At 48.9% G+C, this 18,564-nt stretch carries 16 protein-coding genes; 5 read left to right on the plus strand and 11 right to left on the minus strand.

Going from position 1 to position 18,564, the window contains the following annotated elements; all coding sequences use genetic code 11:
• Positions 1–21: 21 nt before the first annotated feature.
• The 4 genes from H6X83_RS11020 to H6X83_RS11035 all read right to left on the minus strand — a co-directional run bounded on the left by H6X83_RS11020 (position 22) and on the right by H6X83_RS11035 (position 4,463).
• The gene (locus H6X83_RS11020; protein ID WP_212506529.1) at positions 22–1,044 is read right to left on the minus strand and encodes a glycoside hydrolase family 130 protein; all 1,023 of its coding nucleotides are present in this window, start codon (positions 1,042–1,044) and stop codon (positions 22–24) included.
• A gap of 24 nt (positions 1,045–1,068) precedes the next feature.
• Entirely contained in the window at positions 1,069–1,962 is an 894-nt protein-coding gene (locus H6X83_RS11025) for a carbohydrate ABC transporter permease (protein WP_343063109.1), read from the minus strand.
• A gap of 17 nt (positions 1,963–1,979) precedes the next feature.
• Entirely contained in the window at positions 1,980–2,957 is a 978-nt protein-coding gene (locus tag H6X83_RS11030) for a carbohydrate ABC transporter permease (protein WP_212506530.1), read from the minus strand.
• A 78-nt stretch (positions 2,958–3,035) separates the two neighbouring features.
• Positions 3,036–4,463 carry an ABC transporter substrate-binding protein gene (locus H6X83_RS11035; protein ID WP_212506531.1) on the minus strand — a complete coding sequence of 476 codons (1,428 nt, stop codon included), beginning with the start codon at positions 4,461–4,463 and terminating at the stop codon, positions 3,036–3,038.
• Between the two features lie 380 nt (positions 4,464–4,843).
• Here H6X83_RS11035 and H6X83_RS11040 point away from each other — a divergent pair, with 380 nt between their 5' ends.
• On the plus strand, positions 4,844–5,656 hold the full coding sequence (locus tag H6X83_RS11040) for a helix-turn-helix domain-containing protein (RefSeq protein ID WP_212506532.1): 813 nt from the start codon (positions 4,844–4,846) through the stop codon (positions 5,654–5,656).
• 33 nt (positions 5,657–5,689) lie between these two features.
• Here H6X83_RS11040 and H6X83_RS11045 read toward each other — a convergent pair whose 3' ends face one another.
• Together H6X83_RS11045 and H6X83_RS11050 are read right to left on the minus strand one after the other, a co-directional pair.
• Positions 5,690–6,703 carry a LacI family DNA-binding transcriptional regulator gene (locus tag H6X83_RS11045; RefSeq protein WP_212506533.1) on the minus strand — a complete coding sequence of 338 codons (1,014 nt, stop codon included), beginning with the start codon at positions 6,701–6,703 and terminating at the stop codon, positions 5,690–5,692.
• A 169-nt stretch (positions 6,704–6,872) separates the two neighbouring features.
• Positions 6,873–9,056 (minus strand): alpha-galactosidase, encoded by a 2,184-nt coding sequence (locus H6X83_RS11050; RefSeq protein ID WP_212506534.1) that lies wholly within the window; start codon positions 9,054–9,056, stop codon positions 6,873–6,875.
• A 208-nt stretch (positions 9,057–9,264) separates the two neighbouring features.
• Between H6X83_RS11050 and H6X83_RS11055 the strand changes: the two genes are divergently transcribed.
• The 4 genes from H6X83_RS11055 (at position 9,265) to H6X83_RS11070 (ending at position 14,004) form a co-directional block, all read left to right on the plus strand.
• Entirely contained in the window at positions 9,265–10,956 is a 1,692-nt protein-coding gene (locus tag H6X83_RS11055) for a phospho-sugar mutase (RefSeq protein ID WP_212506535.1), read from the plus strand.
• A 1-nt stretch (position 10,957) separates the two neighbouring features.
• Complete coding sequence (locus tag H6X83_RS11060; protein ID WP_212506536.1) at positions 10,958–11,926, plus strand: type I phosphomannose isomerase catalytic subunit; 969 nt, start codon at positions 10,958–10,960, stop codon at positions 11,924–11,926.
• 11 nt (positions 11,927–11,937) lie between these two features.
• Positions 11,938–12,903: an ROK family protein gene (locus tag H6X83_RS11065; RefSeq protein WP_212506537.1), complete on the plus strand. Its 966-nt coding sequence runs from the start codon at positions 11,938–11,940 to the stop codon at positions 12,901–12,903.
• 201 nt (positions 12,904–13,104) lie between these two features.
• The gene (locus H6X83_RS11070; protein ID WP_212506538.1) at positions 13,105–14,004 is read left to right on the plus strand and encodes a GGDEF domain-containing protein; all 900 of its coding nucleotides are present in this window, start codon (positions 13,105–13,107) and stop codon (positions 14,002–14,004) included.
• Positions 14,005–14,260: 256 nt separating this feature from the next.
• Here the strand turns inward: H6X83_RS11070 and H6X83_RS11075 are convergent, their stop codons facing one another.
• From H6X83_RS11075 to H6X83_RS11095, 5 genes are all read right to left on the minus strand, one after another.
• Positions 14,261–15,400 carry a DHHW family protein gene (locus tag H6X83_RS11075; protein WP_212506539.1) on the minus strand — a complete coding sequence of 380 codons (1,140 nt, stop codon included), beginning with the start codon at positions 15,398–15,400 and terminating at the stop codon, positions 14,261–14,263.
• Positions 15,401–15,415: 15 nt separating this feature from the next.
• Positions 15,416–16,816: an MBOAT family O-acyltransferase gene (locus H6X83_RS11080; RefSeq protein ID WP_212506540.1), complete on the minus strand. Its 1,401-nt coding sequence runs from the start codon at positions 16,814–16,816 to the stop codon at positions 15,416–15,418.
• 12 nt (positions 16,817–16,828) lie between these two features.
• Positions 16,829–17,308 carry a DUF4358 domain-containing protein gene (locus tag H6X83_RS11085; protein WP_212506541.1) on the minus strand — a complete coding sequence of 160 codons (480 nt, stop codon included), beginning with the start codon at positions 17,306–17,308 and terminating at the stop codon, positions 16,829–16,831.
• Between the two features lie 97 nt (positions 17,309–17,405).
• Complete coding sequence (locus tag H6X83_RS11090; RefSeq protein ID WP_212506542.1) at positions 17,406–18,272, minus strand: GDSL-type esterase/lipase family protein; 867 nt, start codon at positions 18,270–18,272, stop codon at positions 17,406–17,408.
• A 71-nt stretch (positions 18,273–18,343) separates the two neighbouring features.
• Complete coding sequence (locus H6X83_RS11095; RefSeq protein WP_212506543.1) at positions 18,344–18,508, minus strand: hypothetical protein; 165 nt, start codon at positions 18,506–18,508, stop codon at positions 18,344–18,346.
• Positions 18,509–18,564: the final 56 nt, after the last annotated feature.

Below are 18,564 nucleotides of genomic sequence, written 5' to 3' on the forward strand. Positions count from 1 at the left end.
TCCTTTTGCCAAAAGCCGCTTTCAGCGCTTGCCGATTTCCGTATCGGCATCTGTTGTTACACTGTTCTCTTTAATATAGGAAACAACATCATCCACAGTGGTGAACGCCATGGCCACATAGGTATCCGCCGCGCCATAATAAATAGCAATGCGGCCGGTGTCGGCGTCGCACAGAGTTGCGCAGGGGAACGTTACGTTCGGCACAAAGCCGCGTTCCTCGTACCATTCCTCCGGCGTGAGCAGGAAGTTTTCGCAGCGGTACTTCACACGGGAAGGTTCGTCGCGGTCGAGAATTGCGCCGCCGATGCTGTACACATAGCCGTTGCAGGTACCGGCAACACCGTGGTAGAACAGTAGCCAGCCCTCGCTGGTTTCAATCGGGGCAGCGCCGCCGCCGATTTTCAGGCCTTCCCACCACTCGGTTCCTCGGCCCATCACATGGCGGTGGCATCCCCAATATTTCATATCCGGGCTTTCGCTCACAAAAATATCGCCAAACGGAGTGTGGCCGCTGTCACTTGGGCGGGAAAGCATCATGAAGTTGCCGTTCACCTTGCGCGGAAAAAGCACCGCGTTGCGGTTAAAGGGCAGAAACGGATTTTCGATTCTTGTAAAGGTCTTGAAGTCCTTCGTTTTCGCCATGCCGATTGCCGCGCCGTAAAAGTCCTGACACCAGATTGCATAGTAAGTATCCTCCACTTTTACAAAGCGCGGGTCATAGGCGTACTGCGGCATAAAAGGCTTGCCGTCTTCGTCAACAAATTGGATTTTGTCCGGATTAATATCCCAGTCAATACCGTTTTTGCTGCGTCCGAAATAGATAAACGGAACACCGTTTACCTGCTCGCCGCGGAACACACCAACATAGGCTCCATCCACCGGAACCACCGCGCTGTTGAAAATGCGGGCAACACCCGGCACCGGATTACGCTTGATAACCGGATTTTCTGTATAACGCCACAGAGGGGCGTTCTTTACATTGGCGGGTCTCTCCTGCCAGGGCATATTGGGCAGGCTTTCGCCGTAAAGTTTTACTTTGCTCATGTTTTATCCTCCAAAATTAAGTTATCAGCCCTTTACGGAGCCGGATGCGAGGCCGCGGTAAATCTGCTTCTGGCAGACTATAAATACGATAAGGACCGGAATGATGGTGATGATAACACCGGCGCAAATGTAGTTGTACTGGCTGCCCAAAGGCCCCTGAAAAGTATACAGGCAGGTGGAAACGACCTGATATATAGATTTATCCTGCAGGTAAAGGTTTGCCATGTAATATTCATTGTAGGTACTGACACCTTTAAGAATCATGACTGTAACAATAGCCGGCTTCAACAGTGGCAGCAGAATTTTAAAGTATACGCCAAAGTATGTACATCCGTCCAAAATAGCGGATTCATCCAGCGAAACAGAAAGATTCTCGAAAAATTGCAGGAAGATATAAATAGAGATTACATCCGTACCCATTAGCAGGATCATATAGCCCGGTATACTGTTAATTAGATTTAATTTGTACATAATTTGATAAGTTGTTACCTGCATAGCAATGCCGGGAACCATACTGGCAAATAGAAATAAATTGCGAATTAAGCCATTGCCATGAAATTTAAAGCGATTCAGCACAAATGCAAGCATTGAACTTATAAGGATAGAGCAAAGAAGCACAACCAACAGAATAATGATGGAATTGATAAAAGCCATACCCATGTTTGCCTTATCCCATGCGTATTTGAAATTCTCCAAATACGCCCAACTGCTTGGCGGTGTCATTACATTGGTATTCTGGTACTCTTGCGGTGTTTTAAAAGCGGTAATTACGCAGGAAGCAATCGGCACTAGTGCCCAGAATGCCGCGAAAGCGAGGATAATATATTCTAAAACCTTTATAATGACTTTTTTTACACGGCCGGGACGATTTACTTTTGCAGCAGTTGCTGTAGCTGCGGTATTTTGCATTGCAGACATATTTTCTCACCCCCAGTTCACTGTACAGCGTGACTGCGTTTTTTTGCAGCACGGCGTTCACGGAATGTTCGGCCTGTCTCATCCTCATCCAGCAGGAAGCGCGAGGCAAGCTTCTGAATCACGGTAACAATAATGATCATGCCCATCAACACAACCGCCATTGCAGACGCAAGGCCAACCTTCTGGTTCGTGTGCGCAATGCGGTCCATAATTACAAAGTATGTACCAGTACCAAATGCACCGTTTGTAATAACATAAGGCGGCTCAAAGGCACTTAAAGAACCACTGATAGAAAGAATTAAGTTCAAAACAATCATCGTTTTAATGCCGGGCATTGTAACTGCCCAGAACTTCTGCCATGCGTTTGCACCGTCTATTTCAGCAGCCTCATAAATTTCACTGTCTACTGACATCATGGCACCAATAAACAAAACCATGTTTTGCCCCAAGTATCGCCATACAGAGGTTCCTGCCAAGGCAATGTTATTAACACTGGTGTCCTTCAGCCAATAAGGCAGATTGTTTAGATTAAACCCGATTGTTGTCAGCAAAGTGTCGAATACATAACCGTGTGTAAAAAAGAATTTAAAAATGAAACCAACTGCAATACCGCAAACCAGATACGGGAAGAAAATTGCGCCCTTAAAAAATCCGGTACCTTTCAATTTTGAAGTTAAGATTGTTGCAAGAAACAGTGCCAAAGCCATCTGAATAACCGCACCCGCCATATAGAAAAAGCTGAGCTTCAGTGCGCCAAAAATATCATCACGTGAAAAAACATCTATATAATTCTGCAGCCCAATAAATCTTTGCCTTCCAATATATTTCATATTAAAAAAGCTAAATTGTACCATTTTAATAAATGGAAGAACAGTAAACACCACCAGCAGCGTCAACGGTACAACCATAAACACTACTGTTACTAAGTGCTGTTGTCCGCGAATGCTCCGCAGACTGTGCGCCAAAGAAGACGACTTGTGCTTTGTATTACCCATTGTTAATCCCCCTTGTAAACAAATAGCGGTCGACGCACCGCGCCGGCCGCCTGGCAAACACTTATCTAAATTAAACCCTCAGCCAACAGTGATGTTGTCTTTCTTCTGTGCATCGGCCCACTTTTGGTTCCACTCGCTTACAATTTCGTCCATTGTTTTTGTTCCATTCAGAGCAGCTTCAACAATGTCCTGCACATGCTTATTATCACTGTTCAAGCTCAGTTCGGAATCATTGTTTACATTTGTAAACACATCTTCTTCACCCTTCTTTGCCGGGGTGTCTTCAATCATTTGAATATTTTTGAAACCTTCCAAAGTTTTTGGCAGTTCTGCTCCCTTAACGATTGGTACGCCGCCCTCATTATAAGCAAAATTAGACTTTTCCGTCAGCCATTTGATATAAAGTTTGGCAGCCAGTTTGTTGTCATCAGAGCTATTTTTGTTGATGCCGTAGCAATAATCCGAGCCCATAGTCGCATACTGCTTACCGTTTACAGTAATCGGGAAAGGCATGTAGCCAATATCATCTGCATTTTTGCCGGCCTGCTGCATTTGTGTTACTGCCCAGGAGCCCAAAACCATGGTAGCAATATCGCCGTTGTTGATTTTTGTTTTGCTGCTTTCCCAGTCGGTAGTGGTCGGGTCGGCTTCTGTTAATTTACGCTTTACTGCCTCGTACAAAGTATTGTATACTGCATACGGACCGGTACCCTCTGAGAAAGAAGCCTTTGCAAACGGATCTTTCATTTTTGCCAGCTTCAGATTCATAAAATCAGGGTTGCCGGTTGCACAGCCGCCGATATATGCATCCCATGCCCCCATCGTCCACTTGGCAGCGAAATTTGTGTACAGCGGAATTATCTTACCACCTGTTTTGTCTTTAATTGTCTGCAAATCCTTTAAGAACTCTTCAGGTGTCTTCGGCAAGTCGGAAAGGCCGGCATTTTTAAAAACTTTTTTGTTGTAAACAATCCCCTGCACATTGCCAGTGGAACTCATCCCGTAGCAAGTACCATCATAAGCTTTATTGGTTACAAAGTTATAGGTTTTAGAAAGCGTATCCACCTCACCAAGCGGTTCAAAATGATCCGCTAACTCTGTGTTGGGAATGCTGGCTGGTATCATGCAAACATCGCCCCAGTTGTCCGTTGACATACGCGTTGTAACATCATCCGCATAGTTTGTAACACTTTCGTACTTAATAGTGACATTCGGGTACATTTTCTGAAATTCAGTTATGTACTTTTTGAAAGTAGTATTAACAATATCCGTACGGTGTGTTAAAATTTTCAGGTCTGCCTTGATATCCGTGTGGTCAGTGCCCACTTTCAAAGAATTGAAATCTGTGGCATTGCTTTTTGCTGCTGTACTTCCAGTGCTAGCCGTACTTCCTGCAGTAGTGGAACCGGCAGAATTGCTGGAACTGCTTGACCCTGTGCAGGCTGTTGCGGACAGCGCCAATGCTCCAGCCAAGAGAACACTGCATAACTTCTTAACATTTTTCATTTCGCTACCTCCCAAATTTAAGTTAATTTTCGTTTGATTAACTTAGCTAAATAGTATATCATTTAGTCTGCGAAGTCATTACATTATGTTGGCTTAAATAAAATAATGTTGGTTCTTTTATGAATTTGTAACGATTTATTTTAATTATTGCCTTATTTACTGGCGAAATCATTAATATTCAAATTACATATATTAAGTAAAAATAAAATTTACTTATTAAAAATATTCCGGTATACATATTTTAATTCAAACAAAATTCATTCTATTCACCTAATTTTAACTAAAATTTTCTATTTTTCTTATTAGAATTATAAAGTCAAATCATTCAGTTATCATAAACACAAATAAAATACCTAATAAACAAAGGAACCTCAGACAGTATGAGCATAAACACCTTAACTTATGACAAGTCAATATTCCACTTTCTCAGCGGCATGCAGGGCAGCGTTCCCAACCGAATGCTGCTTTCCTGCCCCTTTCGGGATGCTTTTATGGTGTACTGCACACAGGAAAGCTGCCGTATGGAGGAAAGCAGCTGCATCTGGCAGCTGCCCGCCCAAAGCCTGATTCTGGTGCGTGCCGGCCAGACACCTGCTGTGGCGCCCGCGGCAACCAAAACACTGCATTTTTCCAGTTTTCTTGCTGAGGGAAAGCTTCCATTCTGCACAGACAGTGAACCGGCCGTGTTTGTACCCATCCCGGGTTCTGACCTGTTCGATTTCTGTACAGAACTGGCAGCGCAGCCGCCCTCTGCCGAAACCGATCGGCAGCTCACCGCGCTTTCAGAACGAATACAGGTGGAAACGCAGGCACTTGCCGCAAAGGGAACCCTGCCGCCGGCTTCTATCCGCACACTGAAACAGATTTTAGACACCCGCTATACGGAAAAACTGACACTGGATTCACTTTCCAAAGAACTGCACTGGAACAAATATAAGCTGGACAAAGACTTTAAACGATACTACGGCAGTTCACCCTTTGAATATCTGCTGAATGTGCGGGTAGAAGAAGCCTGCACCTTGCTGCGAAGCACCAGCCGCAGTGTTTTGGACATTGGCTTTGCCGTTGGAATTGAAAATACCTCTTACTTCATCCGATTGTTCAAAAAGCGAACCGGCATGTCCCCGCTCGCCTTCCGCACCCATTTTTCTAAAGTTCCTGAAAGCCGCGCAAAAAAAGACACAGAAGCATGAATGAAATGCTTCTGTGTCTTTTTTGTTTCCGGTTCAGATGCTGCGGTTTTTCACACTGCTGCGAACTACTAAATGTCCGCTGATGATCTTCATACCGGCCGTTGTATGCTTGTGATGAATCTGATGCAGCAGCGCATCCACGCATGCACGCGCCATACCTGCCATATCCACCGCATAGGTGGTAATGTCCGGTGCGGAAATATAAGGCACGCTGTAATTATCAAAACCAGCAATCGAAATGTCCTCCGGCACACTCAGTCCGCGCTCTTTTAACTGATCGATCAGCTTGTAAGCCGTAATATCACAGTTGCAGACATAAGCAGTAGGAAATTTTTCAGGCAGTGAAAAACGAATATCGCCATGTTCATCCCGGTCTGGCAGCACCATTTCCGGTGTTACCGCAATACCGTGCTCTGTCATAGCCCGGCAGTAGCCAAAGTAGCGGTCACTGATGCTGCTGGTGGCATTGATGGTGCCCACAAAATGAATGTCACGGTGCCCCATTGACAAAACATAATTCGTAACGGCATACATGCCGTAGTAACCGTCTGAAATGACAGAGCAGCCGGTACCGCAGCTGTCGTAGGCATCCAGAAACACAGTGGGAACCAACATTTTTTCCTGCAGCATTCTGCGGTAGTCATCGCTGATCTGCCCAATGACAACTAAACCGTCAATTTTGTTGTCCTGCAGCACGCGCGGCAGGACAAGCCCCTGCTCGGTTTCCTCCTGCAGCAGTTCCAAAATGCCGTAGTAATCACTGCCAAGCAGGCGGCTCACTACTTTTTCGTACAATTCCCAATAAAATGAATTGCTGCCGGCATCCACAAAACGTGCTGCCACCAAAATCCCGATGTTTCCGGTGCCGCCCTGCCGGGACTTGTGAGTGGAAGATGTCTGCTGGTAACCCATCTGCTGGGCTGTTTCTTTAATTTTCGCACGAATTTCGTCACTGACACCGTCTTTATCTGCCAGTGCCTTTGAAACCGTAACCGTACTGACACCGATCTTTTGAGCAATGTCCGCCATGCGCACTGCCTTCGGCATGTTCATCTCTCCTCGCCTGCGTCAGAAAAACGTTTTCGCTGCCGCTTGATTAGCTAATTAATTTACTTTTACTTAATATTCTTATTCTACAAAAGCACAAGTAAATTGTCAATTCTTTTTTTAGCTAAATCCGTGCATTTTGAGTATAGAAGGTTTATAACACAGCACATCACTTGATTTTTTCAAACACCATGCGCTCGCTGGCAAAGTCCACCGTGTCCAAATGCAGACAGACGCCATGTCCCATTAGCACCGAACCGGTTACTGTCCGGCCAGTCTTTACGCAGCGGTACTCTGCCTGTGCATCCAGCCCCTGCAGCCGCAGCCAGTACGGTCCGTTCTTTGCATGATATAATCTGCGGCAGCAGGTAGCAACAACTCGGTCGCCATCCGCGGAAATCTGCTGAAATGCGGCCATATCTTCCGGTGCCGGCAAACGGTAAAAACTGCTGTTAAACAGACCGCTGCGTTCATTTTTATACGCCTCAATCTGCTTCTTTACCGTTTGCGCTTCTTCCTCACCAAACTTCGTCATGTCCAACTCATAGCCAAAGCCGCCGCCAAGTACCGCAACATTCCAACGTGTGGAAATCGGCGTACTGCGGCCGACCTGATGGTTCGGTACTGCAGAAACGTGACAGCTCATCATCGATGGCGGATAAACCAGGGAAGCACCGCCCTGAATATCCAAACGCTGAACTGCGTCACTGTCATCACTGGTCCAGGTCTGCGGCATATAGTACAGCATGCCCGCATCAAAACGGCCGCCGCCGCTGGCACAGCTTTCAAACAAAATCTTCGGGAAGCGGGAAGTCAGCGTTTCCAAAATATGATATAAACCAAGCATATAGCGGTGCGCAAGTGCACCCGCGCTGGCGGTACGGTCTGCAAAAGAACCGATTTCCGTCATGTTGCGGTTCATGTCCCACTTCACATAGGCAATCGGCGCGCAGGAGAACAGCTTTGTCATCGCGTCAATGACATACTCCTGCACCTCTTTTCTGGAGAGGTCCAGAATCAGCTGTGTACGCGCAAGCGTTGCCGGACGGCCCGGCCGGCAGAGTGCCCAATCCGGATGGGCACGATACAGGTCGCTGTCCGGAGAAACCATTTCCGGTTCTACCCAAATGCCAAAATCCATGCCGAGCTGATTGACATCCCTCACCAGTTCTGGCAGCGCACAGCCCAGTTTTTCCTCCCACGGGGCCCAGTCGCCAAGGGATGTGGTGTCATCCGAACGATGGCCAAACCAGCCGTCATCAATGACAAACAGTTCAATACCCTCTTTGGCAGCGGCTTCTGCAAGATTCAGCAGCTTTTCACGGTTAAAGTCAAAGTAAACACCTTCCCACGTATTCAGCAGCACCGGACGCGGACGGTCACGCCAGTAGCCGCGGCTGACACGGCTGCGGTACAGTTTGTGGTACGTGCGGGACATTTCCCCCAGTCCGCAGTTGGAGTACACCAGCACCGCTTCCGGTGTTTCAAAAGACTCGCCGGCGGCAAGCGGCCAGCGAAATGCGCGGTCGGAAAGGCCAACATTCAGACGCAGGCGGTCGCCGGCGTCAACATCGGTTTCCATACAGAAATTGCCGCTGTACACCAAACTGCAGCCATAGGCTTCCCCTGCAGTTTCCGTACAGTCCGGTGTAACAATCGCCGTAAAAGGATTGTGCTGACTGCCGGAAGCGCCGCGGAAACTGCCGATGCGCTGCTCGCAGTGTCCCACCGGCAGGCGTTCCAGGGTAAATTCGCGCGCCCAGCTGCCGTGCAGATGTACCATTTCCATACGATTATCGGGTAAATCAAGGCTCGCGCTCATCACTCGTGTCAGTGTGACCTGTTGGTTGCCGGTATTGCGCAGAACCGCTCTGCGAACCAATGCGTCACTGTCCGCAAACACAGTATAGTATAAATCCGCCTCCAACCCTTTAGCGTCCGCAAGGGTCAGCACCAGTGTAAAAGCTTCTTCTTCTTTTTCGATATAGACATGGGGCAGCCCCTGCAGCGCCGGTTTCCCTGTAATAATCTTGTAGGACTTGTAGCGAAAATCCACAAGATTGTCACCGTCTGCCCACTGTACGCTTACTGCGGCGGGACGCAGATCTGCCATACCGGAGCCGGAAAACTCCAGCGGTACATGGTCCAGCAGCGTCTGTCCGGGCTGTGCCGGAAACCAAGGGGAGTTTTCCGCACTGCACAGTGTTTCCAAGTCATTTCTATGAAGACGGGCACCATAATAAAAATGCACTGCCAAACCCTGTTCCGAAATACCAAACGCATAGCTGCTGTTCGGCGTATTCAGCTGAAAGGCCTGCGGATACAATTTTGTTGTTCTAAAATGAATCGCCATAAAGACTACCTCCCAAAAAATTAACTAATTCGTCTTTTATTAAAGCAATTCTTGATCTGTTTGTCCAGAATTATTTTTGAGATAACGTTTTTTTATCCTAAAAGCCAACATAGTACATTTATTATCAACATTGTTAGGTTGACACATTTACTTAATCAATGTACGATTATTTAAGTAAATTAATTAATTTTAGTATGGAGGGATCGCTTTGCAGATACAGGAAGCTTATTCGCAGTGGTGTCGTCTGGCCACAGAGGACCCGGACCTTCTCGCAGAACTGGCCGCTGTAAAAAATCAGTCCGAGGAAATCACCGACCGCTTTTACCGCGGTCTTGCCTTTGGCACAGGCGGTCTGCGCGGCGTCATCGGTGCAGGCACCAACCGCATGAACATCTACACCATTCGCCGGGCGACACGCGGGCTTGCACTTTGGCTTTCCAAGCAGAAAGACCCCATCGCCGCTATTTCCTACGACAGCCGCATCAAATCCCGCCGTTTTGCGGAAGAAGCCGCTCGCACCTTTGCCGCCTGCGGCGTGAAAGCTTACCTTTACCCACAGCTGATGCCGACCCCAGCCCTTTCCTACGCAGTGCGCACTCTGCACTGCAGCGCCGGTGTCATGGTGACCGCCAGCCACAATCCCGCCAAGTACAACGGCTACAAGGTTTACGGCGCGGACGGCTGCCAGATCACCACGCAGGCCGCTGAGGAAATCACAGAATGCATCCAGTCTGTCGGATATTTTGAACCGCTGCCGCAGAATTCCAGTGTGAAGGTACAGGAAATTCCCGCGGAAGCAGCGGAATCTTTCTACAGTGCTGTACTTGCACAGCGCTTGGAAAAAACGGTTCCTACGCAGCTGAAAATCGTTTATTCCCCTCTCAACGGCACCGGTCTGGTACCCGTTACAACGGTACTCAAGCGTGCAGGCTTTACAGACATCACCGTGGTGCCCAGTCAGGAAAAGCCGGATGGGAACTTCCCGACCTGTCCCTACCCGAACCCGGAAATCCCGGAAGCGCTGGCAGAGGGGCTTGCCCTTTGCCGCAAAACCGGTGCGGAGCTGCTGCTTGCAACCGACCCTGACTGTGACCGCATGGGCATTGCCGTAAAAGCCGGAGATGACTACAAACTGCTCAGCGGCAATGAAGTCGGCGTACTGCTGCTTGACTATGTGTGCCGCCGCCGTTTGGCGCTCGGTACCATGCCCCAAAAGCCAGTCGCGGTGAAAACGATTGTGACAACGGAAATGGCAGCAAAAGTCGCCGCACATTACAGCGTTGAGCTGCGGAACGTGCTGACCGGCTTCAAGTTTATCGGCGAACAAATTGGCTTTCTTGAAAAAGGCGGCGAAGCCGACCGCTACATTTTCGGTTTTGAGGAAAGCTATGGCTACCTTTCCGGCAGCCATGTACGCGACAAAGACGCCGTAAATGCCTGCCTTCTGCTGTGCGATATGGCAGCAGATTACCGCGCACAGGGGCTTTCTCTTTATGACGCAATGGAGAACCTGTACAAAGAATACGGCTGCTACAAAAACAGTCTGGATTCCTTTGCCTTCGAGGGTGAATCGGGTTTCCACATCATGCAGGATTTCATGGCTTCCCTGCGTCAAAATTCACCGGAAGAGCTTTGCGGCCATAAGATCACACTGGTCAAAGATTACCTGCACACGCCGGGCAAGCCTGTGCAGTTCCCCACTCTGCCCAGCAGTGACGTACTGCAGTTTGTACTGGATGACGACACCCAGCTGACCGTGCGCCCCTCCGGCACGGAACCGAAACTGAAACTATACTGCGCAGCAGTCAGCAAAACAGAGCAAGCCGCCGCAGCAGCCTGTGAAATATACCGTGGTGCGGTTTCTAAAATCATTGAAAACTTTGGGAAAGGCAAAAACTAAAATGGCAATTATCAAATTAATTCCGGCCTGCAAATCCTACCTTTGGGGCGGACAGCGGCTGAAAACGAATTTTCATAAAAAATTTGACGGCAATGTCCTTGCAGAAACTTGGGAGCTTTCCTGCCACCCAGACGGGCCCAGCGCGGTTGCAAACGGACCTTTTGCGGGCAAAACACTTGCAGAATACCTGAAAGCAAATCCCGCTGCTGCAGGTACGAACTGCGCGCGTTTTGGGGACTTTCCAGTTCTCATTAAGCTGATAGACGCACACAATAATCTTTCCATTCAGGTACATCCAAATAATGATTATGCACTGAAAAATGAGCATCAGTTCGGCAAAACCGAAATGTGGTACATTGTTGACTGCGAACCGGGCGCGTTCCTGTACTACGGTTTTAAAAAAACAATCAGCAAAGAGGAATTCCAAAAGCGCATTGAGGACGGCACCCTAACAGAAGTGCTCAACGCCGCCCCGGTACATCCCGACGATACATTCTTTATTGAGGCCGGCACCATCCATGCAATTTGCAAGGGTATTGTCATTGCGGAGATTCAGCAGAACTCCAACGTCACCTACCGTGTATTTGATTACAACCGTGTCGGCAAGGACGGCAAGCCACGCCAGCTGCATGTCAGCAAGGCGCTGGACGTGACCCGCACCGTTCCCCCACGCACGGATTATGACTTTGACAGCCATCTTGGCTGCTGCAATTCCTTTGTCACCGACCTGCTGCAGCTTAGCGGAAACGAAGTTACAGCCAGCACAGACGGTTCCACTTTCCACTCCCTGCTGGCAGTAAAGGGCAGCGGAAGTGTGTCCTGCAGCGGCGAAACTGTTTCATTTGAACAGGGCGACAGTATTTTCCTGCCGGCAGACTGCGGCAGTTACCGTGTCAGCGGTCAATGCACAGTTGTGCGTACAACCGTTCCGCCGAAAAACACCTATCTGCCCAACGGCGACAAAGCATGAGGTGAATTGCAATGAAACAGGTAACAGAAAAGTTCCGCTTTGGAATTGACATCGGCGGCACCGGCATTAAAGCAGGTGTCGTCAGTACAGAGAATCAGATTCTCGGACAAGCTTATGTGCCGACCGGTGCCGAGCGCAGTTGGCAGGAAGTTGTGCCGGACATTGTTCATGCCGCGGAAGAAGCCCTGAAAGATGCCGGTGAATTTATGGAAAACTGCATTTCCGTCGGTATCGGCTGTCCCGGCACGATTGACGCCCAAACCGGAACCGTAGTTTACTCCAATAATTTAAACTGGCAGAATGTCCCGCTGGCACAGGAACTGCACCGTACTTTTACACAGCCGGTTTTCATCAGCAATGACGCCAACTGTGCCGCACTCGGCGAGGTTTGTGCCGGCGCGGCAAAAGGCTTTCAAAACGTCTTTATGCTGACTCTGGGCACGGGCGTTGGCAGCGGCATTATTATAAACGGAAGAATTTTCGAGGGCGGCGGCCCCGGTGGTGCTGAATTTGGTCACACCCTGCTGGTGGAAGACGGCGAACTTTGCACCTGCGGCAGGCGCGGCTGTCTGGAAAGCTACGCTTCCGCAACAGCACTCATCCGGCAGGCGAAACGTACCGCAAAGCAGGCACCGAATTCCCTGCTCTGCACACTGTGCAAAGGTGACTTGTCCCGCATGGACGGCAGGATTCCCTTTCAGGCGGCACGGCAGGGCGACGAGGCCGGCCAGCGAGTGATACGCGAATACATCAAGCACCTTGCTGCCGGCATTGCAAATGCTGTCAACATCTTCCGCCCGCAGGCTGTTTTGCTTTCCGGCGGCATCAGCAAAGAGGGCACTTACCTGACCGACCCGCTCACTGCACTGGTTGCCGAAGAAGTGTTCGGCAAAAAAAATTCTTTTCTTCCCCAGATTCGTGCCGCCGAACTTGGAAACACCGCCGGCATGATTGGTGCTGCTAATCTTTCTCAATAAACTGCTTTTTCTCACTGTCTTCTTAAAAATGGCTGCAGATTTCTCTGCTGCCATTTTTTTCTTTATTCGAATATTTACATTTTATTTATTGAGCAAGCATTTCAGTAATGCTATAATATGGTCCTTCCCTTTACACACTAAACATATTGTTTGAATTTTCTGAAATCATCTTTTATTTTACAAGGAAAGGAGGGAAAACAGGTGGAACTGAAAAATCACTTTACGGCAGAAGAAATGAAAGCCACCCTAGCCTATCTGCAGGCCATTTTTGACGTTGTGCGCCTAGTAGACCCAACGGATACTTCTATTCTGACACTGGATGCAAACAATCAGCTACACAAAGAACCTTATACCTGCTTTCGTATTTGGAACAAGGAATGCCGGTGCAGCAACTGCACCGGCATCACTACCTTTTTTTGCGGCTGCCAGAAATCAAAATACGAATTCATCGAAAACAATATTTTTTATGTGATTTCAAAGCCGATCACCCTCGAACTGGAAGCTGAAACGCTGCCGATTGTTTTGGAAATTGTCAGTCATGTAGATGATCAGCTGCTTCTGGAGCAAAAAGAAAACGGAAAAAGCATAGCGGAACTGGTGGACGAAACCAGCCGTAAACTGTACCAAGATACACTCACCAGTGCGTACAACCGGCGGTTTCTGGATGAATTTCGCTTTTGGCACAAGGGACAAAACCTGCTTTGCAGCGAAGTGGCACTGCTGCTTTTGGATGTGCGTAAATTCAAATCCATCAATGACACCATGGGACATCTGACAGGCGACCAGGTATTGGTTCAGGTCGCACAAACACTGCAAAAAAATATTCGGCAGCAGGATTCATTGATTCGCTTAGGCGGTGATGAATTTGTCATCATCTTGACCGGCTGCAAAGAAACTGAAATAATACCCAAGATGGTGTCATTGCAAAAAGAAGTCGGAAAAATCTGCTACAGCGAAGAAACGCAGTCGTACGTTGGCATTGACTGCGGTTACGCTTATACTGAAAATTTTAAAGCAGAAGAACCTTTCCTGAAAGAAATGCTTCACACCGCCGACCAGTGGATGTATTTGGAAAAATCTGGCGGTTTACACCGCATGTGATATAAATAAAAGATACGCCTTGAAACGGTTTTCAGCCGAATCAAGGCGTATCTTTTTTTACTGGACGGGAAAACCTTCGCTGTGTGATTTTTTCACAGCAAACAGGCGGGATGAAAACCCCAGACACTGCTTGTAGGCGCGCAGTTGTTTGCCAAATTTTTCACGGCCGGTAAACTTTCCATACCGGTCATCTCTTTATGCTTCCATTATATCAGATTTTTGATTTGTCGGTTTCTCCACCGGCGGAAGCAGCAATTTACGCAAGAAGCGACAAATTGCTGTCGTTCACCGCATCGTCCAGTCCGTAGCAGAACAATACGGAATCCAGCTGATCCTGCTTCACTAATGCGGAAACAGCTGTTTTGTGGTAATACCGCAGGTCTACCATATCAATCTGGCGGTAATGCGCCGCAAGAAACGGCACAAGGGAATTTGCGTAAGAATCCTTTACCACCAGCAGCCTGCTGCCTGCCGCCTTAGGGTTGGTGATGCGCACAAGACTGTGGTTGCCGTTCAGGAACACCGGGTATTGGTCCTCGTTTTTCAGCTGCTCCGGAAAGTACAAGCTGTCCGATTTCTGCACGCTCTGCTTTCCGTCTTCACGGATTTCCACCTGCACCTGCAAAGCCGGATTCTTCCAAATTTCCAGCGTATCCGCCGGTGTGTTCCAGAAGCCGCTTTTGGAGTAAGTCGTGCCGTAAAAGCCGCAGGAGCACTGCACCTGAAAGGCATCTTTTCCGATCGGCAAAAAGCCATTGCTGCCGGCAAAGGAAGCGTAGGCAAGGTACGCGCTGGCCGTTGTCCAATGGTGGTCAGTGCGGTAATACAGCTGTTCTTCCTCCGATTTGTCCATGAATTGGTCGGCAAGCTTCACCCACTGCAGTTTGCCGTCTGTCTGTTCCTTCGCCTGTCCCAGCAGGTCTGCATCCAGATAATCTTCATGCAGCTGCGGCAGTTCGCTGTCCATGATGTACCCGGTAGAGGGAACAATCATCAGGTAGGCAGGCAGCTTTGTTCTCTGCACAAAGTCACGCATGCTCTGCAGGTTTTGCCGGAAATTAATCGGATTTGGTTTTACCGGCGTATTGATAAGCCAGCCGTCCTGCCCCATGTAAATGCCATTTTCACCGTTTTTTCCGCACAGCAAATCAAAGTAAGCGTGCAGCCCCACCAGCTCTTTTCGTGCGGGAAAGTGGTCTGCCAAATAGGACTCCACATTGGTGGAAAGTGTACCGTTTGCCGCCGTGGAAAGGGAAACTTTCGGTGCCGGCTGCAGCACTCGTTTTTCATCCGCGGAAAATGAATTTTTGGGCAGCAGAAAAAACAGCACGAATCCACCGAACAAAATCAGCAGAAAAACCGCTGTCAGCAGCCGCTCCTGCCTGTGTTTTTGCATATATCGAAGCACCTCTTAAAAGCGGAAATATAAAAATGGGTTGTAACTCTGGCTCAAAAGTGCAGCAGTGCACAACACCAGCACTGCAACACAGCCAACGCAGTCCACCGCACAGCGCAGACGCGGACGCACCTGCAGCCGGCCATAAAGCTGTTTGAGCAGCGGTGTACAGCCAAGCACTGCCGCTGCCATCAGCGGCAGATACGTCAATACCTGATAAAGCAGCCCACCCTGCGGCAGCAAGCCGCCCGTGCCGAACATCATCTGCAGCTGTGTGCCGAATGCACTCAAATCTGTCAGCGCGAACAGCATCCATCCAACTAAGAAACTGAGTCCCGCGTAAACATGGCCGACCCAGCGCGGTGCCTTTTCCAGCAGCCGCAGCAAAAACAGTTTTTCCGCCGTCAGCAGTACAAAATAATAGAGTCCCCACAAAAGGAAATTCCAGTTTGCACCGTGCCAGAAACCGGTCAGTGCCCAAACGACCAGCAGGTTGCGAATGGTAACCGCCATGCCGCTGCGGCTGCCGCCCAGCGGAATATAAACGTAATCACGGAACCACTGGCTCAATGTCATGTGCCAGCGCCGCCAAAAATCAGTAACACTTTTCGATATGTACGGATAATTGAAGTTGACCGGCAATTCAAAGCCGAACAGCCGCCCCAACCCGCGTGCCATATCGGAATAACCGCTGAAGTCAAAGTAAATCTGCAGTGTAAACGCCGCCGCGCCGGCCCATGCACCCAGCAGTCCCGCCTTACTGCCGGCAGCCTGTACCACATCCCACAGCACACCCATTTGGTTGGCAATCAGCACTTTTTTCGCAAGTCCAACCAGCAGCAGGCGGATACCGGCGGCAAACTGCTCCGGTGTGGTGTCCCGCAGCGTCAGCTGATTTTGGATCTGCTTGTAGCGCACAATCGGCCCCGCAATCATCTGCGGAAACAAAGTGATGTAAACGCCAAACTTCACAATGCTTTTCTGCGCGGGCGCGTCCCCGCGGTAAATATCCACAATGTAGGAAATGACATGAAATGTATAAAAGGAAATGCCCAGCGGAAGCGGTATCTCCGTCTGCGGCAGTCCCGCAAGCGCCGGTATGCTTTTCAGGGATGCCACAAAGAAATTGGTATACTTAAAAACAACGAGCAGTCCAAGATTGACCGCGACTGCCCCCGCCGCGAATGCTTTTTTCAAGCGGGCATTCTCTCGGTATTTGTCCAGCAGTCTGCCAAAGCAGAAATTGAAGCACGTGGAGAACAAAATCACCAGCAGAAAGCGCGGCTCTCCCCATGCGTAAAAAAGCAGGTTTGCCGCAAGCAGGGTGATGTTCCGCCACTTTTTCGGTGTAACAAAATACAGCAGCAGAACCACCGGCAAAAACAGGAACAAGAAGGTCAGGCTGGCAAAAACCATGCTGCCACCGCCTTAGCCTAAAAGGCTGAAGACCAGTTCTTTTGCCTTCTGATTGTCAGCAGAAATACACAGAACCACTACTGTACCCTTCTGCTCCAGGACCGCAGTGGAAAGCTTCGGCACTTCGCTCGGTTTATAATCAGAGTAGCTGTCCTTCTGCATTTTTACAAAGTCATCTGCTTTTTCTTTGATAGCTGCCGCAGCAGCTTCATTTTTTGCCTGCCAAACTGAGATTTCCTCCGCAGTGGCACCTGTGCCAACGTAAACATCGCAGGACTTTACCTGTGACGCATCCACCCCGTAACGCTTGTCAGCTGCCTGCAGGCTGATTTCAGAAAGCTGGTCAGTAAACTTTGCAGAAGACTTAATCTGGCTTGAAAGCGTCTTTGGGTCAGTGGACACCGCCTTTGCCGCACTGTTCTCCCCACAGCCTGCTGCCACACAAATTACAGCCGCACAGACCAGCAGCAGTGAAATGACTTTTTTATGCATAGTTACATACTTCCCTCAGCATTGTATTATATTTAATTTTGTACAGCCCGCAAAGTTTTCCACACCGCTGTGGAAAGCTCTCTGTACACGGCACATTTCAGTGGTTGGACAAATACTGCACCCAAACTTTGCAGTATTTCTGATTCAAATGTACACCGTCTTCCGCCGCCTCATCCGGCAAACAGCCGGATTCGTCTTTCAGCGCAGAAGCTACATCCAAATACACCGCATTCTTTGCTTTCGCAAGTTTTTGAAGCACTGCGTTATATTCATTAATTCGTTGATTATTTGTATCTTCTTCATTTTTTTCGGAAACAGCCGCTGAAACCGGTAAAATGGACTGAATATAAAGCTTTGCTCCCGGCTGTTCCTTTTGCACCGCGTCAAGCACTTTGGCATAGGCACTGTAAAACGGCTGCGTGCCGTTCCAGCCCAATTCATTTTCACCAAACTGAAAATAAATCCTCTTATACTGCTTTTGTGCCAGTGCCTGCATAATCGGTACGCTGCCGCCGCGCATCGGTTTTGTAAATACGGTGTTTACCGTAAGTCCAACGCGCGAATAAAAATCCATTTTGGGCAGCAAGCCCTGCATGTTCAAGCCCTCCACACAGGAGTTGCCAACCATAGCCGCATCCGAAAAGTCGGCGGCCCCCGCTTTTACAGCCGTTTTGGATTTCGCCGCTTTCGGGGAAGCCGCTTTGTGGGCTGTTACCGCAGAAGAAGCCGCTGTTTCAGAGGACACCGCGGCACTGCTGACCGGCTGGTTGGACTGTGCCGCCGAAGAAGCGGAAGTGACAGCTGACGAGGAGGAAACCTCAGCAGCTGAGCTGACCTCGCTGCCGGACACTTCTTTGCCACCACAGGCGGTCATTCCCAAAGCCAGTACACCTGTCAGGAGCAGTACCGCCGCTTTTTGACAGCACTTATGTTTCCTCTTTCCGAACAATGAACCTTGTTTCAATTAGAAACCCTCTTTCTGAAAAAAAGCGGCTGTTTTTCTGCCGCTTCTTTTCTATCACATAGTTGAGACTATCACGATAGTTTCAGCCTGTCAACAAGGTTATCTGACTTGTAACAACGGATTACGCTTTTGTAAACAGCCTTCTTTTGTGATTTTGCTGGATGTTCATTAAACCACTTCCGGAGGGCTTCTTTCTGCTCTTCAAAAGTACCATCAAGTTTTAAACTGTCATCCACTGAAAAAATTCCTCCTTAAGTCGCAGAAAACAAAAGTTTTCATCCGGGAGTACACA

It is taken from the genome of Caproicibacterium amylolyticum (assembly GCF_014467055.1).
In the GTDB taxonomy this organism is placed as follows: Bacteria; Bacillota; Clostridia; order Oscillospirales; family Acutalibacteraceae; genus Caproicibacterium; species Caproicibacterium amylolyticum.